This is a genomic window from Sphingobacterium mizutaii (assembly GCF_900187125.1).
Taxonomy (GTDB): Bacteria; Bacteroidota; Bacteroidia; order Sphingobacteriales; family Sphingobacteriaceae; genus Sphingobacterium; species Sphingobacterium mizutaii.
Window position 1 is genome coordinate 4,356,985 of the sequence record NZ_LT906468.1, and the last position, 24,985, is coordinate 4,381,969.

Sequence of the window (24,985 nt, forward strand, 5' to 3'; positions counted from 1 at the left end):
TTCAATTTTCTTTCTGATACAGAATTATCTGCCCATTCACTTCTTTTGGCCTTTCGAGATAAATCTTGATCCTCTTGCCCAACAGTTTCTCGGTTTTGCCGCTAACCTGCAATAAATATGCCGAATCTATTTCCTTTCCCGATATCAATATTTCTATAATCCCTGAATCCACTCCATTTGCATAATCCCCCAAAAGTGAAACCTGCTCCACGTCCCCTGTCCTTTCGATCACATGGTCGATTGCCTGGTCAATGCCCAGGAAGGTGCGCACCAAATCCTGCAAACTCTGGAAAAGAGGATGTTCCACATTTGCTCGATAATAGATTTTGTTGTTTTCTTGGGACTTGATCAGGTATCCAGCGTCTGAGAGCTGGTTGAGCTCCTTTCGGATTGAATTGGTCGATTCATTGAATTCTTCAGCGATTCCCCGCAGGTACCCCTTATTGGTCGAGCTTACGAAAAACTTGATCAGTAGTTTCAGTCGGGTCTTGGAAGTGATAAGTGAATCTAGCATACTATTAAAAGCGAGCAACAAAAGTACTCATAGCTTTCCATAATATCAAGAATATAATTACCTAACGAAAAACTTAACAATTTAATAACAGGTTACTGTCGCTCCATTTTCTTCTTCAACCGTTGCTTCGCCTTCTTCACCCCTTCCAGCGTGATCCCGAGAAGATCGGCCATGCTCCTGTTGCTCAGTCCGAGCTTCATCAGGGAGATCAGGCGGAAATCATAATCGGTAAGCCTTGGATATGCCTCTTTCTCCTTTGCCAGGTAACCCGGATAAACACGTTCGAAAATATCGTTGAACTTTACCCATCTCTCTTCGGTCATCACCTGTTTTTCCAACATCTTGTTCAGGCTATCGTTGAACAGTTCCTGACGGTCGGGAAAATGGTCCAGGTTCTGTATGACCTCGTTGCGGAATCTCTGGATGGTTAGGTCGTTCTGCTTGATGGTATCGGTAAATTCCTGGAGCGACCTGTTCAAGGCCTCCAGCTCGTGGTCCACCAGCTGTTTTTCGTACGAAAGCTCAAGTTGGTCCCTTTCAAGCGCAGCGTTCATGTACATGATACGGTTCTTGGAGCGGTTCACGAGCAGGAGGATCAGCGCAAGTCCAAGTACAATGAAGATGAAAACATAGATGTAGGTCTGTAAATCCTTCCTCCGCCTCAGCCCTTCGTTCTCTAACCCCTGTGCATATCGTTGTACTTCCCACTGGTAGGCCACTTTCTGGAGCTTCTCAAAATCAAGCTTTTCGTCTATGCTGTCCTTTAGTTGGAGGTACTCCTTTATGTACTTCAGTTCCTCTTGGGGGTTTTTCTGTATCCCCGCAACCTTGGAGAGGAGCCTCTTGGACTCCATCATGTATGGGAGGTAGTACGGTTTTTGGGCCATGTCGGCCTGGGCATCCAGAACATGGCCCCTGGCCTTTTCCGGTTCACCCTTTGCGATGTACATGTTAGCCAGCTCAAGGTTGGCCCTCATCGCATCCTGGGTCTCCCCGAATCTCTTGGAAAGCGATACGTTCTTCAAGAGCAGCTTTATGGCAAGCTCTCTGTTACCTTTTTTCCTCTCGATATCGGCAATGTTCCCAGTGATGATCCCCATCCATACCGAGTCTTGGGCTGATTTTGCCGCTGCAATGGCGAGCTTGAAATAACGGTTCCCCTCCTCCAGCAGGGAGTCCTTTACACTGTATACACCGAGTGAATTCAACATATCGATGCGCTTCCTGCTTGGGTTTTTGGCAAAGGGGAGGGCTTTTTGGAGATATTCCCTTGCCTTTGCCTGGTTGCCGATGAAACTATAGAAGCCAGCTGCAAAACCATAGTTTTCCGTAATGTTAGGCACCTTTCCCAGATCAACCTCCTGGTCCATGTCATCTGCTCTCAAGAAAAACGGGATCGCCCTTGAAACATCCCTGTAGATAAAGTGGTAGTATCCTTGGCGCATAAGCCCAACCTGGAGGAGTTCCCTTGTCTTTGGAGATGATACCAGTTCCCTGGCCAAGCGGTAATATCGGTCGGTAATTGGGTTTACCCTGTCAAAAGCAATCGAGAAACCATCTGCCATCAACATGTAATAGGCCCATTTCAGGGGAACGCTCCTTTCCGCCTCGGCGAGCAATTTGACCGAATCCAACCGAGCGACAAGGGCAAGTGTATCACCATTGAAGTTCACATTGGTCCCCAGGACCTCCTCCAATGCCGCCATTTCCTCCTCTCCTTTCGTTTGCGCGCTAAGGGAACAGAATGGGTACGCGAGCAATAGCATCACGAATATCAAAAAGAGGTTCAGTTTTCTCGGTCTAGGTTTCATCATCTCAAATTTCGGGACAATTTGTGAACATCCATGGCCCAATATCGAAAATTACCAAATATCGGTATGGTTTTACCATCGAACGACGAAAACCGCCCCCGAAGGAACGGCCCAGGGAATAAAATTTTCAAAATCCCGGATAGATACACTTATATTATAAGTTGGACTTACCTGCTGATTTTCTTTAAATAGTCAAAATAGACGCCTTTTAGGTCCTTTGCCCGATCGAAGAGGGCTTCCTTTTCTATATAGCCCTTGGAGAGAACGATCTCCTCCAGAAAGGCGACCTTTAGGGAAGTCCTTTTCTCAATGGTCTTGATGAACTCCGTCGCTTCTGAGAGAGATTCATGTGTACCTGTATATAACCAGGCAAACCCGCGTCCCAGGGGCTGTAGCTAGAGCGTCCATTTGTTGAGGTACGTCTGGTTTACCGTGGTGATCTCCAGTTCGCCCCTATCCGAGGGCTTCAAGCTCTTTGCGATCTCGACTACGGAATTCGGATAGAAATAGAGCCCTACGATGGCATAGTTCGATTTAGGTTCCCTTGGTTTCACCTCGATGCCAAGGACCTTACCGGCCCCATCTAAAGCCGCTACACCATAACGCTCAGGATCGTCTACGTAATATCCAAATAACACCGCCTCTCTATGGTCATCTACTTTGGCCCTGTATCCTCAAAAACGGAGATAGCATCCTCCGAAACCACAAATGGGACCGAGCGTGGTGCAGGAAGGGTTCCTGGAACACGCGCCATACCAGGGTCATGCCGAGGCCGGCCGGACCTGGCAGGTCAATTTGGGTAAAGGGAAGATGCCCTGTTAAGTTCGGCCATTCTTCTGGTTTTCCTTTTCGGCCACGATCTTCCTCAGGCCAGAGCTCGAGAATCGGTGGTCCCTACTGTTGAAATAGAGCTCGATCCCCTTTTCCTCACAGTACTTCCTGCCCGTAAAGTCCCTGTCCCTATATTCATCCCCAACTATCCGGACGTCAAGTTTAAAAGAACGCAATATGTCCTCTAGGTCCTGCTCGGTGGAATAGGGAACAATCTCATCGACATATATGCATCCCCTGAGTTGGATATATCGTTCAACGACGGTCTGGGTCGGGGCGTTCTTTTCCGGACGGTCCAAAGTTGGGTCCATCTGCAGGCCGCAGATCAGGTAGTCGCACTGGCGCTTGGCCTCGGCCAGCATCATGATGTGACCGGCGTGCAAGAGATCGAACGTCGAAAATGTGATGCCCACCCTCGGTCCGGGATTGTAGTCAGGTTGCTTGTTGACCTCCTTCTCATTTTTCATATTTCATTCAGATTTTCGTGGACATCGCCCATGCTGGGTAATGCCCGTAACAATTTAGCAAAATGTATGAAGATCCTGAAACAACTTCACCTTCGGAAAGCCGTGGAGACGGAAATATCCGTTAAACTGTCCCTGAATTTGCGTTTTTGTAGCCTTATGGCTATAAGCTCCCAATTGGGTGGCTCAAAATCCCCGGCCTATGCATTTGGTGGACCCCCTCAGGCTCTACCGGTCCCGGATGAACCTGGATCCCAGCTGGGGCAGTGAGCCATCTCTTTTTTCAGCTCTTATCCCAAATGGGTCGTCAGGACCGAGGGGGGGAGAACCTTGCTTTATGCCCCTGTGATACTTTTTCCTATCGAACCCTTTGCACCGGCGCGATTTGCAAGAGGAATTCGTCAAAGTGCCCAGGCTTGAGGAATCGATGGATCCTCCACCTCCCTGTTTCCTGGCATGCTTTCCCGTGGCTTGATGAAATAGGAAGTGGTGCGCCCACTGCAACCAAGGGTCCTCCCTTCAGGATGATCCACGGGGCAGGCAAAGGATCATCCTGAAGGTCGACAGCCTTGGAAGCCCTTCTATTGAGAAACTAGATTCCACGGGGAACGCCATATCCAGAAACTCACGGGACGAGCTAACATACCTCTCGGTTCCAGGGACCCTATCTTCCGGAGGCCCTTCAATGCGGCAACCAAAACCGGAAGTACGACGGAATACCAAAAAAAGCCCTTTCCCATCCTTAAAATCGTGCAGGAGTTAAGTTTGGACCAAAGTCTCCGGCCAAATTGGATAATCGGCCGTACCCCCAGGCAAACATCCCGAATGTATCGGTGCAATCCCTGGAAATGTTGGGTCAGGGCCAGATGCTTCCTGTGGACGGGCAATCCGCAATAACCTTCACCAAAGCTAAGATGGGAGCTAGGGCGATATTTCCGGACCAGAGGACATGCCGTTCATTGGACCTGAAAGCTGAACTGGCACGGCATCCCAACTGCTCCTTGGCAAGTTCCGCCACTGAGATGGAATGTAAGATCCGCACTTAAACATGACCTGACAATGGACCAGGGACCTTGTCTTACCCGTATTCCTGTTGTTTTTTTGTACATTTGTTCGTTAATATGGAAAACTCATACATCATTAACATAGACCAACGCACAACAAGTACCCTATATCAGTCAATATTCGACCTTGCCAGCTCCAGCGGGATATCGGAAGGACTTTCCCATATCCTTACAACTGCATGTCTCCTTATTGGGACTTTCCTCCTTTTGGCCATCCTGGATTATCTAATGGGGCTGTTCTTCAATTCGATCGTTAGCCGGTTGATAAAAAGGTCAAGGACCCAATGGGACAACCATCTCATCGACAACAGGGTAAACGTCCATTTGAGCCGACTGATCCTCCTGGGGATCTGCCAAAAGCTTCTCCCTTTGGTTTTTGTGGGATTTCCATCCCTTAATTCAGGTCTGGTCAAATTACTGGACATCTTCATGATCTTTGCGGGTTATTCGCTGCTAAATGGTTTATTTAAGTCCCTAAGGGACATCCTGCGCTCATCAAGGACGTTTGTTGACAAGCCCCTGGACAGTTACCTTCAGGTACTGCAGATATTCCTATTGTTTGTCGGGGGCACCTTGGCGGTTTCTATCATTACTGGAAATTCCCCCTGGTCCTTCCTGGTCTCCCTGGGTGCGGCCTCTGCAGTCCTGATGTTGGTGTTCAAAGATACCATTCTCGGTTTTGTTGCGAGCATACAGGTCTCCGCTAACGATTCGGTCCGGGTAGGTGACTGGATAGAGATGCCAAAATACGGGGCAGATGGGGACGTCCTACAGATCAACCTCAACAACGTCAGGATACAGAATTGGGACAAGACGATCGTTACCGTCCCGACCCACACACTGCTGAGCGACTCATTCAAGAACTTTAGGGGAATGCAAGAAAGCGGCGGCCGCAGGATAAAGCGGGCCATAAATATTAAGATATCAACGATAAGGTACCTGGACCCCCAGGAACTTGAAACGCTCAAGAGAATATCCATTCTCTCTGAATACATCCAGAAGAGGCAGCAGGAGATCAAAACGTTCAACGCGGAAAATGGGATCGATCCCGAAATGCCAGTGAACGGGAGGAGGATCACGAACATTGGTCTGTTCAGGGCCTACATAAAAGCGTACGTCATGGAAAACCCCAATATCCACCAAAAGATGACAGCTATGGTCCGTCAGCTTCCCGCGACACAGCATGGCCTGCCTTTGGAACTGTACATGTTCACAAAAGGCACACAGTGGACATTCTATGAGGACGTAATATCCGATCTGTTTGACCACCTTTTGGCCTCTATAAAATACTTCGGTTTAGAGGTCTTTGAACTCCCGGCCTCGGACGACCTTCGATATATCCTGAAGGAAAGCCAGGGGGAGGGCTCCCGAGCAGCTTCCCATCCTTAGGGGAATACCTAGCCGTGTCCGTTCCGTAATTCTCCAGAGCTTTCACTTTAAACTGAACAGGGATTTCCCCTTAAAGCATAGTTCGCCTGAGAGACAGCGCTACATTCAATTTAGCATAGCATCTATCCAGGCCAATTATACTGGAATTGTCACGAGCTCCGAAATCCAGTCAGATCTGGAAGGACCGATGCCATCACATACGCTATTTAACAAGCCATCAGCCCGCAATGACCTCAATCGGGTTCATCCCGGAATGCTGAGGACACAGCTGATGACCGACATGGCTAGGTGATTTGGTGAAGGGTAACAGTTTGGCAGGCACTGTGCGTAACCGATTGACAACAATTCTCCAGCGATTGGGTGCATCAGGATTGCCATGTGGTACCATCTCCGGTACCTGAACAATCCGGAAACCGCCAGAATGGTATGGCCCGAAGGTCATTGGGCATATAGGAGCCGGTCAAATTGGGTTGAGTGGCGAACGGAGTTCCGTCGGTACAAAGTGGCCGTAGGGAAAAAACTTTGGGAATACCGGAAATTTGGTAAATTAGTAGTTTGCGGGTAATTCCCTATCCACGAATCGATATGGTTGACACAAGTGGTCTTGGGAGTTACCTATGTTTTACGAAGGCAGACAATGGGTTGTGAAGAACGTACAGTGTTTTATTTTTTAGTATCCCTGTTCTGGGTATTTTTTATCTATTACCTGGCCATGGCGATAAAGACCTTATTGGCGAGAAAGGCCAGCTCTTCACCATTTCGGTTTTCGAGAGAGGACTGGTATGGTGCCGCTGTTATATTCTGTGGCTGTTCCGCGCTGTGCGCAATGTTTTTCATGGTAGTAGGAGAATATTTATCGGACGGCCTACACCCCGGCTACTATCTATTGGCGATCCCCTTAGCTTTGGTATCCGCGTTGATTCACAAAATATTAAATTGAGACCCAGAACGTACATTTCCAGTCCATGTCACTATTCTATCTCCCGGCACCAGACGTCCATCTAAACCTTACCCCTTGGACAACAGGGTTATACGGGTTGCACCTTTCACCTTCTTGGCGGCCTTGATTGTATCCTAGGCTCCAAAACCGCTATGTTATTTATTGGCCATTTAGGGACGGTCAAAAAGCTCATACTGCCTTACATGCATTTATTCCCCACATTTCCTGGTAAACATCCAAAGTAACCCCCGTACCAGGCATGGACTGCCAGCTACCCTGTCCTTGGGATCCAAAACTGTTGCCCTTGGTAATAAGATCGGGGATGTTTGAAGAGCAGCCTCTCAAGAAACTGTTAAAAGATCTTAAATCCCTTGATTTGTCTTTTGTCCGATTTTAAATTTGCACCAGAAGAGGATCAAATTAAGTTTATATATCCATCGTGGACCCGGTTCCTTCACCGGAACCGGGTCTCTTAAATGCTGCTAATTAGTTTCCCATTAATTCTCAGTATCAACACGAATCCCGACCTTTACCTAATTTGGGCCGGGATTTGTTATCTGTCTTGTTATTTTCCATAGTTATAATGTCCAGCGATAGAAGGTCCCTCTCAACATCAGAGGGAACCTTTGCTGATCTAGGGGACTTATTGCCCTGAGCTTATCCGTTTTTCCCAAGATGCTCCCTAGAGTTGCACATACAGACCTTCACTCTACCTAGCTCTCCCCCCAGATAATTCGGTTATCCCATCCAACCAATGGCATGTCGAAAGAATCTGGAGGGGTAAACCATCCTATTAAATTATCTTTCTCGGCAGAACCTAGAACCTGTGCCGTAAAATGGACAAATAATAGAGTCTGGGGAAGGTCACAACTTGTACGAAGAGGACCCTCTCTGTCCTAAATACCGTGACGATATACCGCCTTCCCAGGCTCGACGGTAGGATTTTAACGGATCCAGGTCGATTAGGACCGATTTGGTTATCCTTAATGGGAAAAGAAAGCCAAATCCCATCCAGGTCGCGCTAAAGGTCTATTCGGAAATCACATCGGGTTGAACATAAAATCAAAATGGAAATGGCAAAATTTTGATCCCCGGATCCCAAGGGGGTGCATTAAATGCCATACTGAGCCCGAGGAGTCAATCCTGAAAGGCTCAGGGAATGCAATCGCTAAACTGTAAAACGAACCATTGAACCAAGAGAGATATTAAGTTCTTTAAATAAATGGTGGAACGACATTGAACGATGAGTATTTGATTCAAGGTGCCGTCGTCGTCACGGAGAAAGATAATTGGTGGCAGGAGGCCCTTAGGAGATTCTTTCCAGGAAATGACCAAATGTTAAAACAAATTAGTCAGCAAGGAGATTATCCCTAGTAAGCAAACGGACAATATAACCGCTCGGAAAGAAAATGGCAGCAAAAAAATCTTTTAAGTACATACGTAGTTTTTCAACAGGAATTTACAGGCTCAATACCGGAAGAGAATTTGAGTATTGTGACCATGAAGGATCCCAGATCGCTGATCCTTCGGTTTTATCTCGCATCAATTCTCTGTCGATACCACCAAATTGGACGGATGTATGGATCTGCCCCCACAAAAATGGGCACATCCAGGCCACGGGACTCGATAATAGACAGAGAAAGCAATATATTTACCACGCTAATTGGACCTCCTTTCGGGACCAGAACAAATTCAGCAAGCTATACCTTTACGGCAAGGGACTGGCAGCCTTGAAAAAGCAATTGGCAAGGGACTTGAAAGGGAAGAATCTTGATCAAAGGTTCGTATGCGCCCTGGCAATTACGATCATACAATATACTTCAATAAGACCGGGAAATACATTCTACAGTAACTCAAATGGATCATTCGGTCTCACAACACTGCAGAAAAAGCATGTCAAGATAATCACTGGCAAGTTGATTTTCAGATATAAGGGGAAGAGAGGAATCAGACAGGAGAAAGCGTGTGACAAGAAAATGATCTGTTCCCAGATCGTAAGATTATTGGAATTACCGGGCAGGCAACTCCTGCAATACTTTGATCACCAAAATAAAAAGAGGCCAATCCAACCAACCCATTTGAACAATTACCTTTCTGAGGTATATGCAGGAGACGTGACCAGCAAGACCATCAGGACGTGGAATGCCTGCTTTCGAGCATTGGGGCATCTCTTGGAAAATTACCCAGGAAATATAAAGGTAAGGGAGAAGAGCAGCAAAGAACTAGTCAGGTCTGTGGCGTACCATCTTGGCAATACGCCATCGATAGCAAGAAAAAGCTACATATGTCCCGTTATACTGGAAAAATTCGAAGCGGGAAAACTGGACAGCTGGATCAAGCGGAACGCAAGGGCAAACAAAAGGGATAGGGAAGCAGCTGTACAAAAAAAACTATTAAAGCTCTTCAAAGGTTGCCAAGACAGATAAGTCCCGGATATTTCGCTGGTTAAAAAAATAAATTCCATTGGAGGGGTTACCGTCCATTATGCCCTGAGAACAGAGAAGCATGAAAGGTTCCTAAGGGAAGAAAGTTATGGATATAACAGATTTAGCAGAGCTAAGGGATACGTTTTTCTAAGAAATAGCTATAATCCCATTAAGCCACTGGTGAGGAAACACGTCTAGAATATACCTAACCGACACCCAGAAAGAGGGGTCAGGAAGCGATCAGTCTAAGTATCATCAGATAAAGATTCTATGAAAAACACATATTTTCCCGGTTGTTTGTCCCGGCGGTAAACAGATCGGAGCTTAGGCTGCTCTTTTTAGGAAACCTACCAAAGTGTCTGGTACATCACCCTAGTTCAACATTCGCTTTTTAAAACGAAATGACCTTTTTGGATTCTATTTATTTTATCTTATCCTGGAAGGTTTCATTGACTATGCCCTCCAGACTGTCAAGGTCAAAAGGTTTGGAAAGGAACCCGTCAGCTTTTGCAGTGGCGGCCAAGTCCTCTATGTCACTGTTCGCTGATACCAGGATTACCGGGATGTCTCGATATTGGGGATTTGATTTCAAGATCTGGGTTGCTGCTACACCTCCGATATCCGGTATCCAATTGTCCATCAATATCAGGTCAGGCTGAAACCTTTCCACTTTTTCCAGAACATCATGAGAAGTCTGGCATTGTTCGACGATATGCCCCATGTCCTCCAGCACGATCGTAAATATCTCCAGTACGTGCCGGTCGTCATCGAAAATAAGTATCCTTTTGTTTTCCATCGTATTATGCGAAAATATTAAATCTCCCCAAAATTTGAAACATTAATTTATTTTCCGCCAGATTTTTTGGTCACCAACTTGTTGGAACCTATCCCTAAGCGAGGAGAACAGGAGGGTTTCCTTGGGACCCAGGCCTAGGAATCCGCCATTTTCCAAGCTCGTGTGGAAGAGCTCCATTACCGAACCCTGCAGGGAGCGCCTGAAATAGATCAGAACATTCCTGCACAGGATAAGCTGAAAGCTATTGAAGGAAGAGTCACTGGCAAGGTTATGGGTAGAGAACACCATTCGGGAACGGAGCTCATCATTGAAGCTAATGCTGCCCAGTTTAGGCGAGTAATATTCAGACAGATCCCTAGTACCGCCCGAACTGACATAATTATCTGCAAATTCCCCAAGGTTCTCTAAGGGAAACAGGCCCATGGACGCACGCTCCACAGAGACTGGGTTTAGGTCTGTTGAATAGATCAGGGACCTTTCAAGAAGTCCAGATTCGTTTAACAATATGGCCATTGAATATGCTTCCTCACCAGTGGAGCAACCTGCTACCCAGACCCGGATCAGGGGGAAGGTACTCAGGAAAGGGATCACGTGCTGACGGAGGGCCAGGAAAAAAGCTGGATCTCGGAACATCGTGGTCAGGGGAACGCTGACCTGTTGCACGAAGTCCCCTGCCAATGTTTTTTCCATGAGCATCCTGTCCAAGAGCTCCTCCAGATCGGAAACCTTCCATAGGGACATAATCCGTAAAATCCTCCTCTGAATGGAGTCCCTGCTATAACCTGTGAAATCATAGCCGAATTCCTCGAGGAACCTGAAAAGGAAAATATCTAACTGGGAATCGATATCCATTCTCACCCTCCCGTTAAGCCCTGGATCTCGGCCAGGAGAACATCTATATCCACTGGTTTGGATACGTAACCATCCGCGCCCGCACCAAGGCACCTCTCCCTGTCCCCGCTCATGGCCTTTGCTGTCACCGCAATTACGGGTGGGTAATCCTTCCCGCTGGAATCCCTGATGTGCTGCAAAAACTGGAACCCATCAAATTCCGGCATCATCATGTCCAGCAGCACTACGCTGATGCCCATTCCAACCTCTATGAGGTCAAGTCCCTCCTGGGCACTGAGGACGCCATGGGAATCGTACCCCCTTGATCTGAGTGCGGTCTTAAGGGCGAAGATATTCCGCCTGTCATCATCAATAATCAATATGCTCATCTGTTTTCTAAGGTTTAACGGTTAAAAAGCCACACCCGGAGCAAAGAGACCAATTGGTCCAGATCCACAGGTTTGGATATATAATCTGAGGCTCCTGCCTTCATGCACCGCTCCCGGTCTCCCATCATCGCTTTTGCCGTGACTGCGATTATCGGGAGTTTGCTGAAGATTTCCATGGAACGGATCTTTTCGATGGCCTGGAAACCGTCCATCTTTGGCATCATTATGTCCATCAGCACGATGTCGATGTCGGGTTGACTTTCCAGGACCTGGCAAGCTTCCACACCATCGATGGCAGAGTAGATTTCCATATTGAATTTTTCCAGGGCCCTTGATATGGAAAAGATGTTGCGGATATCATCATCGGCAATCAGGACCTTCCTTCCATGCAAGATTTCGGCAAGTCGGCTACCTTTTGCATTCACCTGCGGAGATAAACCAGATGTCTTATTTTCCACCAGATGAAGGAATAGGCTCACCTCGTCTAGGATCCTCTGGAAGGAATGGGCCGTTTTCAGGACGATCGAGTCCGCATATTCCTTAATGCGCATCTCTTCCTGCCCAGAGAGGCTCTTTCCGGTAAAGACGATTATGGGAAGGTCCTCTAGGCCATCTTGGCCCTTTATTGTTTCCAGGGTCTCATATGCCCCTGGATCCGGGATCCCCATGTCCAGGATGACACATTCAACTTTACCCGATGTAAGGGCCTTTACCCCCTGTTCAAGGGAGGACTTCACCTCTGTGGAAATGTCGAAGCTCTCAAGATAGGACGAAAGCGCTTCGGCGTGCTTTGGATTTTCCTCAACGATCAATACCTTTTTGGGACCGTTGCTCAAGGCCGAATCTATTTTGGAGAAAATCTCCTGGAAGCCCTGGTTTTGGAAAGGTTTCCTGATAAAATCGATTGCGCCCCTGCGTATGCTTTCGCTTTTCTTGGCTTGTTCGGCCGACATCATGTGGACTGGGATATGACGGGTATCCGGATTGGACTTCAATCCTTCGAGAACCTGCCACCCGTCCATATGGGGCAGGACGATGTCCAGCAGGATAGCCTTCGGAGAAAACCTCAGGGCAGCTTCCAGGGCCAGGTCACCCCTGCCGACAGCTATTGCCTTGTAGCCAGCTTTCCTTGCATATTGCAGTACCAATCTGGCGAAAGTTTCATCGTCCTCCACTATCAGGATCGCCTTGTCCCCCGGAGCAATGGTCCCTCGGTCATCTGGAATAAATTGCGGGATAAGGATACCAGGACCAATTGCCGGATTCTCTAAGGCCTTATTTAGGGGAGCTATGGGTTCCTCATTTTGGACATCGATCTGCTCACCATTCACAAAATCAAGCGGCAGTGAGAGTATAAAGCAGCTTCCCTGGCCCGGGGTGCTCTCCACGTTAAGCTCACCATGTAGCAATCTTGCGATTTCCCTGCTGATCGAAAGTCCCAAGCCGGTTCCCCCGTATTGCCGCCTGGTAGACCCGTCCGCCTGTTGGAAGGCCTCGAATATCAGTTTCTGTTTTTCTTGGGGAATCCCGATCCCTGTATCTCTGACATGGAACCGGATGGAAGCCCCAGGACCAGAGGTCCTCTCCACCCTGAGGGTTATGTGGCCATTTTCCGTGAACTTGATGGCATTGGACAGCAGGTTCCTTAGGACCTGTTCCAACCTGAGCCTGTCGCTTTTCAAGTTGAAATCTCCCGGCAGGCCGTTCTCGATCCGGAGCTCCAGGTTCTTTTCCTTGGTGAGGGGACTGAACATCTGCTGGAGCTCCGAAATGAGGTCTGCCAACCTAAATTCCTCGAGCTCTATGTCCATCTTCCCTGCCTCGATCTTGGAAAGGTCCAATATTTCGTCTATCAGGGTAAGCAACCCTGTTCCTGATGACCAGATGACCTGGGCTGATTCAACCTGTTCCTGGTTAAGGTTTCCATCCGTGTTCTCAGTGAGCACACGGGAAAGCAAGAGGATGGAGTTAAGGGGGGTCCTCAATTCATGGGACATATTGGCAAGGAACTCCGATTTGTATTTGGTGCTCAGGGCAAGGGCTTCTGCTTTTTCCTGGATTTCCCTGTTCCGTGCGACGATCACCTGGTTTCTTTCCTCCAAGAGATGTGATCTTTTCTCGAGTTCCTGGTTGGAGATCAGGAGCTCATCCTGCTGGGACCTTAGCTCCTCTTCTGAGACCCTCAACCTACCGGCCTGGGCTTCCAGCTCGCTATTGAGGGTCTCCAGTTCTGCGTGCTGGACCTGAAGCTCCTCAGTCTGGGTCTGGGTTTCTTCCAATAGCTGTTGGACCCTGCGCCGGCTCTGTGCCGCGGCCATGGATATCCCGATGGTTTCACAGAAGTCGGAAATTATCCCAATCTTCTCTTCGCTTATATCTCCCCGAGAACCGACTTCGAGGATCCCCATGCATTCCTGTTGGTAGATAATGGGCACCAATGCAATCTGGCGGACTAATATTTCACCCTGTGCAAAGGAAAGCTTGAACTCTTCTGGATATAGGTCCTTTAGGACCCTGTACCGTTTGGTCCTGTAGACCTCTCCCAAGATACCTCCAGTTAGTGGGACCTCTGAGAAAGGCAGGCTTTGGAGCCCGACGGTATGCATGACCTTGAACGTACTCCTTTCGACCATGAAAACTGCTCCGTTCTCCAAATCCATGTAGTCGGTGATGAATTCCATGCTGAACTTTGCAATTTCCTCAAGACCGGGGTTTCCCATCAGACCTGAATTCAGCTGGGCCAGTCCATTTTTCCGCCATTCGTTCCTTTGGAGCTGATCAAAGTTCTTCTTCAGGGACTCGGTCATTATGCGAAGGCTCTCAGCTATGTTCCCAAGATCGTCCTTTTTCGTGTCATCTATGATCACAGAATAGTTTCCCTTGGTAACCTGTCGGGCGATCCCCCTGATAATGTTCAACCTATGTTTCATGTCACTGTCCTTCTCTAGCAGTTCCTGCTGTAGTTCTGCCCGCCTTCTGTAGTCGCCTCGAAGTTTCCAGAACAGGATGGCAGTGATGACCAAGGACATTAAGGAGGCAAAGGCAAACAGGATGGTAGTCGTCAAGGTGGAGTTATCTAGTTCCTCGGAACGCTTTCCTTCCCTGGCTTCTTCCTCATGTTGGATCTCGCCGATAAGGACCCTACATGAATCCATGATCGATTTCCCTCTGTCTAGGTGATCGGGAGATAGGTTGCCGGAACTTAAACGCTGTGCCATGAGTTCCTCCAGCACTTCAATCCTTTCCATGGCCAAGCGTCCGAGTCCTTGGGCCCTGGTCATTTGGATTGGGCTCAGATCTCCATTGATAAGGTTGCCCAGGTGCTGGGGCAGATCCCTACGGCTGTCCCGGTACGGCGCCAGGAACTCTTCCTGGCCTGTCAGCAGATAGCCCCTCTGTCCGGTTTCAGCATTCTGCAGGTCGATCAGGACCAACTGAGAATTGAGTATGGTCCGTTGGGACTGATCCATAAGGGCTTTGTTCTCCCGCTGTTTGCGGAGCGAGAGGAACATGACCGCGGAGGAGGCCAGAAGGATGGCCATGGAAAAACCGAAACCGATCTGAAGGTTCCTAAATACGTTTTTTGCCATTATTTATTGATTGGGAGAGTAAAAAAAAATGTCGATCCTTCTCCAAGCTTGCTCCTGACCCCACATTCTCCCCCGTGAAGGGAAATGATCTCTTTGCAAATGTGCAGTCCTAGGCCTAGGCCCTGGAACTTTGCTGATGCTTCCTGTACCCTGTAGAACTTGTCAAAGACAAAAGGAATTTTCTGTTCTGGGATCCCTATGCCTTCATCGCTGACCTCTATGGTCAGGGCATCGTCCTTAACAGTTGTGTTAATGCGGACTACTTGCGAACCTGGAGCGTACTTTATGGCATTGCTGAGATAATTGGTCAGGACCTGCTCCAACCTTATGGGATCAGCTAAAATCGGTCTATCGATCTTTGCGCCTGTTCGCTCAATTCTGATTGCGGAACCGTGGTGTTCTACCATTGCAGAATCAGCAGACTGCTGGATGAGATCTTCGAAATCAACTTCCTGAAGGGCGATTTTAATTCCGCCGTTTTCCAACCTGGATATATCCAGAAGGTCCTCTACCAAGCTATGGAGCTTTTCAGCCTGTTCCTTAACCTTGGAGAGATAATTGTAGGCACGGTGGTCCTTCATGTCCTTCATTGAGCGCAGCGATATTTCTGCAAAGGCCTTGATACTGGTCAATGGGGTCTTGAGCTCATGGCTCGCAACGCTCAGGAATTCATCTTTTTTATTTTCTAATTGCTTGCGCTCATCTATATCGGTCATGGTACCGACCCAGCTGTGCCCAGCTGACCCCTGGGCAACGGGCACAAGCTTTAGGAGATGGTAACGGTAATTATCAGATTGTTTTTCCCGAAGCCTCAATTCTGCCTCCAATGGAAGCTTGTCTTCCAATTGGAACTTCCATTTCTCAAAAATGTGTCCATCCTCGGGATGGAGTTCGGGCCATGTGGACCTATCATGAGAATACCGGAACCACTGTTCGTTAACGAAATCCACATTCCCCTGGGAATCCGTTGTAAAAGCGACCTGGGGCAATGATTCTAGGGTCGTGTTCAGTTCCTCAAATTTTGAGGAAAGCTCATTTTGAGCTGATTTGCGCCATTCGATTTCTCTCTGCAGCTCTTCCTGCATTTTATGCAATGCTGCCGTCTGTTCGTATAGTCGATAGAAGGTATTAACCTTCAGCAAAAGGATATCGGGGTCCACCGGTTTGGTAATGTAATCGATGCCGCCTGATTCGTAGCCCTTGGCGATATACTTCTTTTCCCTGTTGACGGCGGACAGGAAGATTATCGGGACATCCTTGGTCTTCTTTGTCGATGACAGGAACTCTGCGACTTCATAACCGTCCATTTCGGGCATCTGTACATCTAGGATGATCAGGGCATATTCGTTCTTGAGGCATTTTTTCAACGCCTCTTCTCCAGAAAGGGCAGAATCGGTACGAAAGCCTTTAAATTTCAGAGTCTTTTCTAAAGAAAAGATGTTTTCGGGTTTGTCGTCAACTATTAGGATCATTTGTTAATCTATTTTTTGGTGGTACCCGCCTATTTCAGGACCATTGCCGAAGGTAGGTGATAGAACTAAATTATCAAAAAAAGAGTGAAAAAACGCTAATCTACACGAAGGAAAGTCTATATTTTTCTTCTTTAGAGACTTTCCTGCAATTCAAAGAGTTTGGTTCCCCGTAGATTTACTAGAAATATAAATTTGACCGGCAAAAGCGGATCCAAATCCACAAATTTCCGGGAAATTTAAGAATTTTCGAAAAATCGGGCGCTTTAAAATTAAAAAATGGGAATTAGTTATTGATACTTAAAGATTCGACCGTTCCAAAGGTATTATAAGGTGATTGTCTCATGGGTTCAATCTATGGAGTATGGCTAGGTTAAGGAACATATAGTTAAATGCCCCAACTTTGTCCATTATTAAGCAGAGGAGGAACTAGGGACCATGGAAACCTAAACTTTTATTTAGAGTCCATATGACCCCTTGGCGAAAGGATAGGTTCGACCTCTAAGGAATCATAGACCGATCGCTGCATTGCTTAACCTATTTTCAAAATAAGTTAACCTGAGATAAAGAACGCCCAAAGCTTCTGGGGATCGAATATCAGGATCAGGGCAGGGTTGGCAAAGTGATTTATCTCCTTGACCGTGAACTCCTCTGGATAATCAGTCAGGCTGTTTTCTTTTCACTTTTGGATTCGAAAAGTTTTGAATTTTTGATTGGATTTCCCCTCAATAACTCTTGGATGTCATATTTGGTAACCACCGTCTTGAGTGCCTCCAAGTGCCGCGTATGGTGCATATCTGTACCTACAAAATCATACATCCCAGCACGGATCAGCGTCAGAGCACAGGTCTTCACGTTCTCTCCGTAGTACTTGCTTATGGAAAGGAGGTTCAACTGCAGTTGGCAACCCGCTTGTTTGATCTCTTCGAATATCTTGAAATTATTGTGGAAATAATTGTAGCGCTCGGGATGAGCAAGGATGGGCTGGTATCCCCGATCCTGGATGTCCTTGATAACACTGAACAGGGCCTTGGACTCTGAGAGGTAGGACATTTCTACCAGCATGTACTTATCAGCGATCAGACACAGATTATCTGCCTGGATCCATTCCTGAATCTGGTCATCGATCATGTACTCGGCGCTGAAGTTAAGTTTAAAATCCAGCGAATTTGCCTTTAAATGGTCGTTTAACTCTGCATGAGCAGATTTGATGGTCTGCGGTGTGTTGTTGTGCACCCCGGCCATAACGTGCGGTGTCGAAACGCTGTTATGTATACCCAACTCCTTCAGTCCTTTGATCAGGATCAAAGAATCCTCAACGCTGGGGCTACCGTCATCGATCCCTGGAAGGATATGGTTGTGTATGTCCCAGCCTACCCATGCCAATCTATTAGCGTAAGACTTTCCGTCATTTTTCTTGCCCCCAAATAAATTACTCCAAAATCCCATAGTTTCTAAAAATATTAGTTGTTTGGTAATAGGTCCCTAATTATATATTAGACATCCTGTTTCTCGATAAGGTTTAATGAAAACGTTCAATAAAACCCATTTGCTACAAAACACCTTAAATTAACGCAGGATTGTCCTTTTCCAACTGTTCATAAACCTGCTTCACCTCCTGCGCCCTGTTTCTATCCAAAACCAGGACCGCATCCTCAGTACTCACTAACATACAATCAGTTAAACCAACAAAGACCGTGTGTTTATTAGTTCCTACAACAATATTGCCATTCTCGTCTACTGGATGTCCCTTGCTCTTAAAATACTCAAATAAAGAATCGAATGCCCCCATATCGGACCACTCAAATCTCGCCGGCACGACCTTGATCAGGTCACTCCGCTCCATTACCGCATAGTCGATACTCTTGGAAGGGATCAGTTTGGAATGCGCTTCATCAAGGGCCAGGCCTTCGGCGTATTCAAATGCCACCTCGGCAGCATTGTATAGTTTGGGTTCAAATCGCATCAACTCTTCTAAATATACGCCAGCCTTGAAACAGAAAATCCCAGAATTCCACAAGAAGTTACCTTTCTTTAGAAAATCCATTGCGGTATCCTCGTTGGGTTTCTCTCGGAAAGAAAGTACGGAATTGCCTTCGTGCTCAATATACCCATAACCAGTCTCAGGTCTAGTTGGAACAATTCCAAAGGTTGCGATAAATCCTTCTTGGGCATACATAATGCCCTGGTTGATGGCCTCTCGGTAGTTCTTCAATCCCTCGATCAGGTGATCCGAAGGCGTAACGATCAATATATCATCTGGATCTGCATGAAAGGCAGCAAATGCAATTGCAGCTGCGGTGTTCCTAGGGGCCGCCTCTGCAATGATATCATGGTCATAACCTTTCAAATATGGCTCGGCGATTGTTTTGTTGGATGCCGACCCTACCAGGACCACCTTGGACGCAATCTCTTGATTCCTAGCGATGGTCAATTCAAACAAGGTCTTTCCTCCAAAAATCGGCAGGTATTGTTTTGGCTTCGACTTTCTGGACAGCGGCCATAACCTTGAGCCTACACCACCAGATAATATTACATTGATTATTTTGCCCATCATTAACCTAATTTTTTCATTTCAATTGCATCGTCCACTTTTAGGTACAGTTCGGCGGTGGCCCTAGCATCGGACAGTGCATCATGGTGCTTCAGTTCCACGCCCATCAATTCACAACATATGCTCAACTTTGTCCGTGCAAATCCCAATGATCGATAGATCTTGCTGGTACACTCCCAAACAGGCTCCAGGCCAAGCTCTTGGAATGGAAGGTTATAAAAATTCATGGTCTCCTTGAGCACTGAACGATCTAATAATTCATCATGCGCCACCATATGCTTGGAAACCAATAAATCCTTAATGCTTGGAAATAGATCAATAAAGGTCGGAGCCTCAGCTGTATGCTTTGGTTTAATACCGTGGACCCTGGACGTTTGCCACATATACCTGTTCTGTGGGGGCTGGACCAAACTGTAAAATTCATTTACGATCTTGCCGTCAACAACGTCCACTATACCAACAGCACAAACACTATTGTATTTTGCCGTTGCGAGCTCAAAGTCTATAGTTGTAAATGTTTTAGACATTTATATAAAAGTAAAAAAATTAAACTCAATATCCATATTTACCTTTCCATTTATCTCGAAGTGCAATCCTTAGTTTCTCCTCAGCGGGATTTTTTCCCGGCTCGTACATTTTCTGGTCATGCAGGCCCTCCGGCATGTATTCCTGGTCAACAAAATTTCCGCTATAGGCATGGGCATACATGTACTCTGTTCCGTAATTCAGATCTTTCATCAGTTTGGTCGGCGCATTCCTCAGGTGAAGTGGAACCGACAGATCCCCAGATTTGCGCACGATAGCCTGAGCTTTATTGATGGCTTCGTAGGAAGCATTGCTTTTTGAAGAACAGGCCAAATAGATAACTGTTTGCGATAAAATTATCCTAGATTCCGGCCATCCGATCACGTTTACGGCCTGGAAACAGTTATTTGCAAGCAGCAGGGCATTCGGGTTCGCATTCCCCACGTCTTCCGACGCCAAGATCAAAAGCCTCCTGGCAATAAACTTAGGGTCTTCTCCCCCTTCAATCATTCTGGCCAGCCAATATACCGCAGCATTTGGGTCGCTCCCACGGATCGATTTAATGAATGCCGAAATGATATCGTAATGCTGCTCTCCCGACTTATCATAGCGCACTCTGTTCTGTTGAACATGCTTTGCAACAAATTCATTTGTTATTTCCTGTTTACCATGCGATGCCGCTTGGGAAACCAATTCCAAGATGTTCAACAGTTTTCTAGCATCCCCGCCTGAGAGTTGCAGCAAGGCATCATATTCCTTGATGGAAATATTCTCTTCCTTTAAGAATTCATCTTGGTTCAGGGCCAAATCAACGATCTGGACCAGGTCTTCCTTGGTCAACTCCTGTAATACATACACCTGGCACCGCGACAAAAGAGCGGATATAACCTCAAATGACGGGTTTTCAGTGGTAGCGCCGATCAAGGTCACCGTTCCCCTTTCCACGGCCCCAAGCAGCGAGTCTTGCTGTGACTTGGAAAATCGGTGGATCTCATCGATGAAAAGGATGGGCTGTTCCTGGTTGAACTGGCGCATCTGTTCAGCCTTTTCAATCACTTCGCGCACATCCTTTACTCCGGACTGTATGGCACTGAGGCTATAGAAGGGCCTATCCAAGGATTTAGCGACCAATAAAGCCAATGTTGTTTTACCGACCCCCGGAGGTCCCCAGAAGATCATGGAAGGAATGGACTTTTGCTCTATGGCGTTCCATAGCACGGCCCCCTCGCCTATAATATGTTTTTGACCGACATATTCAGCAAGGTTTCTGGGACGCATCCGTTCAGCCAATGGTACTCTGGTAGCCATAATCCACAAAGCTATTGATTTTTCATAGCAAAGCCAATGTAAATATGCATTGGTAATACGAATGTGGCATTCCGTCTATCTTTTACTCGCTAAACTCCGGTAATTCCAGCTAAACGAAAAATTTTAACATTATTTAATAATTATTCTACCTTTCCCAACAGCTGCATTTATCTTATATTTCAGATTATTTAATACTTTTGAAAAAAATGAATTTGAGAATGATTGATAAAGTGCGTGTTAGCTTAACTCTTGGCTTAATTCTGTTGGCAGTAAGCGTAAAGGCCCAGACCACTGATAAACCATTGGACCCTTCGGGTTTTGTTACAAAATATGACAGTACATTTGCTGGAATTGGCCCGAAAGTATATGTTCTTCCTGCTCCTCGGACAAAAGAAGAGGAATTGGTGGACTCCTATAAAGAGAAAAAAGGCTTTTTTGACTCCATTGCCCGTCAATTGGAATACCAGTCCATTATTGAAGATTATAGGCCAACTTCAAATGCGGCCTATTTAAAACAAAGCATCAAGCCCTACCCTTCAACTGAAGGGGAATGGAATAGCCTGATCACGAAATTTGAAAATAACAGGAATTTACCTCTGGCAGCAGGAATGGCCAATGAATATGCTTTTGAACTACTTAAACAAGGAGACATCAATAGAGCTATCGACCTATTGATAAGGGGACTGAATGCAGCAAGAACTTCAGGATCCGGCGAAAAATTCGTGCTTGAGCACAATCTTGCAAATGCCTACCTATTCAATGGCAACCTATCGGACGCTGCTTCAATGCAGGAAACATTCCTGCAATCTGCAGTGCAGAAAAAGGAAATGGTAGACCAAGCCAATACCTTGGTCCGCATTGCCTTGGTGCAAGCATATGAAAAGAAATATTTTGCTGCTGAAAACACCATTATCCGCCGTGCATTTCCATTGTACAACAGGACCAAAAACCAATTTGGCAAAGTATATGCTCTGATTAATCTGGCAAAGATCTATCAGTTGCAGAACAAGCATACCGAAGCGCAGTGGTTTTTGATCCAAGCAAAAGATCTAGCGACATTAAGAAAAATCGACAATGAATTGCCAGAGATCGAATACATGTTGGCTTTTTCCAAATACATACAGCAGAACTATAAAGTTGCCCAATTGGAATTTGAAAAGGCAAAAACATTGGCAGACGTAGAAAACAACAAGGTCCTACAGTTGGCCATTGCAGATAAATTGGGGGACATATACTTGATGATGGGCAACTTTGAAGACGCCGAACAGGAGCTTTCAAGTTACTGGAGATTAAGAAACGAGCTGTTTTAATATCCATTCATCCACAGGAATGCTAGAAAAAGTTAATTAAACTTAAAAGGTCTCGGCAATGACAATTGAAATGAATATTTTACGTTGTCATCCTAACATTGAGTTAATTTTTAACTAAATTGAGCGCTAATAAAAATACCCTCTTACTATTTGAATAGAGTTATTCCCTGAAAGAACAATTAATGAACAAATTCAAGAACTATACATATATGTTTAAACATCTCCTTTTCTGTCTTGCGTTAATATCGGTTGTAGCCTGTGGAGCAAAACCAAGGGTCAACCTGGATCAGGACGGCTTAGAACTAAAGCCTACAACGCAACATGAAATCATTGCGAAAGAAGTAGCCAATTTATTGGAGAATTTCAGCTATAAGAAAGTCCCCATGGGCGATTCCCTTTCCAATATTGTTTTCAATAACCTGTTGGAAGGAATCGACCAGGGGAAGAATTACATGTTGAAATCTGATATTGACGAATTCCAACAATTCAAGAACAGCATCAGCCAAGACTTCAGGGCTGGCGACCTGTCCAGTGCATTCTATATCTTCAATAAATACACTAACAGATATCTGCAGTGCATGAACTTTGCCTTGGAGCAAATCGATGCAAAACATGACTTCACAAAAGACGAAACTTATACCAACTTCCGCGAGAAACAAGATTGGTTTACTTCAGAGGCCGAATTGAAGGACCAGTGGAGAAAGCGTGTTAAATATGATCTTCTGAACCTGAGACTGACTGCAGGAGACTCTGCAAAGGTGGATGGAGAAAAGAACAAGGAAACTCTACGCAACAGATACAATAACTTGATCTCCCAAGCTAAGAAAACAAATTCCAACGATGCTTTCCAAATGATCATGACGGCATTGACAGACGCTGTTGACCCTCATACCACCTATTACAATCCATCATTCGCACAAGCTTTCAATGAGAGCATGTCGAATACATTAGAGGGTATTGGAGCACAACTTCAAATGGAGAATGAAATGGTGACCATCAAGCAGATCATTGCTGGAGGCCCTGCATTCAAAGATAAGTCACTTCATATCAATGATCGCATCGTAGCTGTTGCGCAAGGCAATGATGGTGAGTTTGAAGACATCATCGGTTGGAGACTGGATGCTGCTGTAGCAAAGATCAAGGGGAAAAAAGGAACTGTGGTTCGTTTGAAAATCCTACCTGCTGGAGCTGAATTATCCGCTGCACCGAAAATCGTAAAACTTACCCGTGAGAAGATCATTCTTGCCGAGGAATCAGCAAAACGTGAAATAAGAACCATTAAAGGTGAGGACGGCAAAAACTACAAAATCGGCGTGATCAACCTCCCTAAATTCTATATCGATTTTGAAGCGGTCCGCCGTGGAGATAAAGACTATAAGAGCACCACAAGAGATGTAAGGTTGTTATTGGATAGCCTGAAACAGGACGGTGTGGATGCTGTATTGATGGATTTAAGAAATAATGGAGGCGGTTCGTTGCAAGAGGCTATTGAATTGACCGGCCTTTTTATTGACCAGGGTCCCGTAGTTCAGGTGAGAGATTCTCGGAACCGTGTCCAGGTAGACAGCGACCAAGAAACGGGATTGGCATGGGAGGGTCCATTTGGTGTGATAATCAACAGGTTCTCTGCATCTGCTTCTGAAATTTTCGCTGGTGCGATCCAAGATTACGGAAGGGGAATTATCCTTGGTTCTACGAGCTACGGAAAAGGCACAGTCCAAAATGCGGTGGATATGTCCCGTTTCATCAGTGCCACCAACAAGCTTTTGATCAAGGCATCGGGCGAATCTGATCCGGACACCCCGAACGGTGCTCCAGAATTTGGGCAGATCAATATTACGATGGGTAAATTCTACCGTGTTACGGGTAGTAGCACACAACATAAAGGTGTCGACCCAGACGTAGTATTCCCTACACAATATTCAGCTGAGAAATTTGGAGAAAGTTCTGAGCCTTCCGCATTGCCCTGGGATCAGATCAAACCAACCAAATTCTCGAAAATCGGTTCTTTGACCGAAATCAGTAAGCAATTGGAAGACATCCATAAGAAACGTATGCAAAAATCACCTGCATATTCGTTCTTACTGGAAGACATTGCAGAATTCAGCAAAAATGAGTCCATGCCTGCAATTTCCTTGAATGAGGAAAAACTTAAAACTGAAAGGGAAAAAAGCAGATTGAAGCAACGAGAGCGTATCAACAAACAGCTTTCTTTCTTAGGTGAACCACTTTGGAAAGAAGGTCAACCGCAGCCAAAATTGGATTACGACTTTGTGCTTGATGAAAGTGCAAATGTGCTGACTGATTATATTAGGCTTAAGAAATAAGGTAGACATTGGCCATTACACCCTGGTCTAGGTAAAAATAAAAAAAGAAGCAGGCTGGTCATTGAATGTCCAGCCTGCTTTGTTTTAAATGGATATAAATGGTCACTTGTCCTTATTTAATTGTGATCAGGAAGATTTTCGTGTCACCGTTGAGCAATGGACCAAATTTAAAAAACCGGCCTCCGGTGAACTCAATAGAAGCGATGGCATGAATTACAAAAAAAAAGCAAAATATATCTTCTGCGTTACTTTTGATGCCTTAGATAACCAAACCGGCGAAGGAGCACACGGACGCCAAAAACAACTCGGATCAGTAAACGCTTTGGCCCATTTAAGGTAGCTCTTCGCACTGCCCAGCGCACTTCAAAGGAATACCTTGCTGTGAGGAATATCTTCCAAGGCCAATCCCATCGCACAGGTCAACGTCATCCTTTCCATTTTTATGCA

At 46.1% G+C, this 24,985-nt stretch carries 18 protein-coding genes; 5 read left to right on the forward strand and 13 right to left on the reverse strand.

Annotated elements, in window-relative coordinates; all coding sequences use genetic code 11:
- Position 1: 1 nt before the first annotated feature.
- From CKW03_RS18885 to CKW03_RS18900, 4 genes are all read right to left on the reverse strand, one after another.
- Positions 2 to 514 carry a winged helix-turn-helix domain-containing protein gene (locus CKW03_RS18885; protein WP_093099506.1) on the reverse strand — a complete coding sequence of 171 codons (513 nt, stop codon included), beginning with the start codon at positions 512 to 514 and terminating at the stop codon, positions 2 to 4.
- 92 nt (positions 515 to 606) lie between these two features.
- A complete protein-coding gene (locus tag CKW03_RS18890; protein ID WP_139185498.1) occupies positions 607 to 2,328 on the reverse strand; it encodes a tetratricopeptide repeat protein in 1,722 nt (573 codons plus the stop codon).
- Positions 2,329 to 2,720: 392 nt separating this feature from the next.
- A complete protein-coding gene (locus CKW03_RS20830; RefSeq protein ID WP_214606703.1) occupies positions 2,721 to 2,963 on the reverse strand; it encodes a sugar phosphate nucleotidyltransferase in 243 nt (80 codons plus the stop codon).
- A 180-nt stretch (positions 2,964 to 3,143) separates the two neighbouring features.
- Entirely contained in the window at positions 3,144 to 3,623 is a 480-nt protein-coding gene (locus CKW03_RS18900) for an adenylyltransferase/cytidyltransferase family protein (RefSeq protein WP_093099509.1), read from the reverse strand.
- A gap of 1,118 nt (positions 3,624 to 4,741) precedes the next feature.
- Here CKW03_RS18900 and CKW03_RS18910 point away from each other — a divergent pair.
- Both CKW03_RS18910 and CKW03_RS18915 read left to right on the forward strand, forming a co-directional pair.
- Positions 4,742 to 6,073 (forward strand): mechanosensitive ion channel family protein, encoded by a 1,332-nt coding sequence (locus CKW03_RS18910; protein WP_093099512.1) that lies wholly within the window; start codon positions 4,742 to 4,744, stop codon positions 6,071 to 6,073.
- A gap of 2,349 nt (positions 6,074 to 8,422) precedes the next feature.
- Positions 8,423 to 9,439, forward strand: a complete 1,017-nt coding sequence (locus CKW03_RS18915; RefSeq protein WP_093099515.1) for a DNA topoisomerase IB — start codon at positions 8,423 to 8,425, stop codon at positions 9,437 to 9,439.
- 421 nt (positions 9,440 to 9,860) lie between these two features.
- On the opposite strand, the gene CKW03_RS18920 is transcribed toward CKW03_RS18915, so the two are convergent.
- From CKW03_RS18920 to CKW03_RS18960, 9 genes are all read right to left on the reverse strand, one after another.
- Positions 9,861 to 10,235 (reverse strand): response regulator, encoded by a 375-nt coding sequence (locus CKW03_RS18920; protein WP_093099517.1) that lies wholly within the window; start codon positions 10,233 to 10,235, stop codon positions 9,861 to 9,863.
- Positions 10,236 to 10,277: 42 nt separating this feature from the next.
- On the reverse strand, positions 10,278 to 11,087 hold the full coding sequence (locus CKW03_RS18925) for a CheR family methyltransferase (protein WP_093099518.1): 810 nt from the start codon (positions 11,085 to 11,087) through the stop codon (positions 10,278 to 10,280).
- A 2-nt stretch (positions 11,088 to 11,089) separates the two neighbouring features.
- Positions 11,090 to 11,455, reverse strand: coding sequence for a response regulator (locus CKW03_RS18930; RefSeq protein WP_093099520.1), 366 nt, complete (start codon positions 11,453 to 11,455; stop codon positions 11,090 to 11,092).
- 14 nt (positions 11,456 to 11,469) lie between these two features.
- Positions 11,470 to 15,045 (reverse strand): response regulator, encoded by a 3,576-nt coding sequence (locus CKW03_RS18935; protein ID WP_093099521.1) that lies wholly within the window; start codon positions 15,043 to 15,045, stop codon positions 11,470 to 11,472.
- Positions 15,045 to 16,517 (reverse strand): hybrid sensor histidine kinase/response regulator, encoded by a 1,473-nt coding sequence (locus tag CKW03_RS18940; RefSeq protein WP_093099522.1) that lies wholly within the window; start codon positions 16,515 to 16,517, stop codon positions 15,045 to 15,047. The genes CKW03_RS18935 and CKW03_RS18940 overlap by 1 nt, the downstream gene beginning before the upstream one ends.
- Positions 16,518 to 17,177: 660 nt before the next feature.
- Complete coding sequence (locus tag CKW03_RS18945; protein ID WP_093099524.1) at positions 17,178 to 17,963, reverse strand: tyrosine-protein phosphatase; 786 nt, start codon at positions 17,961 to 17,963, stop codon at positions 17,178 to 17,180.
- Between the two features lie 115 nt (positions 17,964 to 18,078).
- Positions 18,079 to 19,071, reverse strand: a complete 993-nt coding sequence (locus CKW03_RS18950; protein ID WP_236736536.1) for a mannose-1-phosphate guanylyltransferase — start codon at positions 19,069 to 19,071, stop codon at positions 18,079 to 18,081.
- Positions 19,071 to 19,595: an exonuclease domain-containing protein gene (locus CKW03_RS18955; RefSeq protein ID WP_093099527.1), complete on the reverse strand. Its 525-nt coding sequence runs from the start codon at positions 19,593 to 19,595 to the stop codon at positions 19,071 to 19,073. The genes CKW03_RS18950 and CKW03_RS18955 overlap by 1 nt, the downstream gene beginning before the upstream one ends.
- 25 nt (positions 19,596 to 19,620) lie before the next feature.
- Positions 19,621 to 20,901 carry a replication-associated recombination protein A gene (locus CKW03_RS18960; protein WP_093099528.1) on the reverse strand — a complete coding sequence of 427 codons (1,281 nt, stop codon included), beginning with the start codon at positions 20,899 to 20,901 and terminating at the stop codon, positions 19,621 to 19,623.
- Positions 20,902 to 21,119: 218 nt separating this feature from the next.
- Here CKW03_RS18960 and CKW03_RS18965 point away from each other — a divergent pair, with 218 nt between their 5' ends.
- The 3 genes from CKW03_RS18965 (at position 21,120) to CKW03_RS18975 (ending at position 24,878) form a co-directional block, all read left to right on the forward strand.
- Positions 21,120 to 22,211 (forward strand): tetratricopeptide repeat protein, encoded by a 1,092-nt coding sequence (locus CKW03_RS18965; protein WP_139185499.1) that lies wholly within the window; start codon positions 21,120 to 21,122, stop codon positions 22,209 to 22,211.
- A 182-nt stretch (positions 22,212 to 22,393) separates the two neighbouring features.
- A complete protein-coding gene (locus tag CKW03_RS18970; RefSeq protein WP_093099532.1) occupies positions 22,394 to 24,538 on the forward strand; it encodes a carboxy terminal-processing peptidase in 2,145 nt (714 codons plus the stop codon).
- An 88-nt stretch (positions 24,539 to 24,626) separates the two neighbouring features.
- The gene (locus CKW03_RS18975) at positions 24,627 to 24,878 is read left to right on the forward strand and encodes a hypothetical protein (protein WP_093099533.1); all 252 of its coding nucleotides are present in this window, start codon (positions 24,627 to 24,629) and stop codon (positions 24,876 to 24,878) included.
- The last annotated feature ends 107 nt before the right edge of the window (positions 24,879 to 24,985 follow it).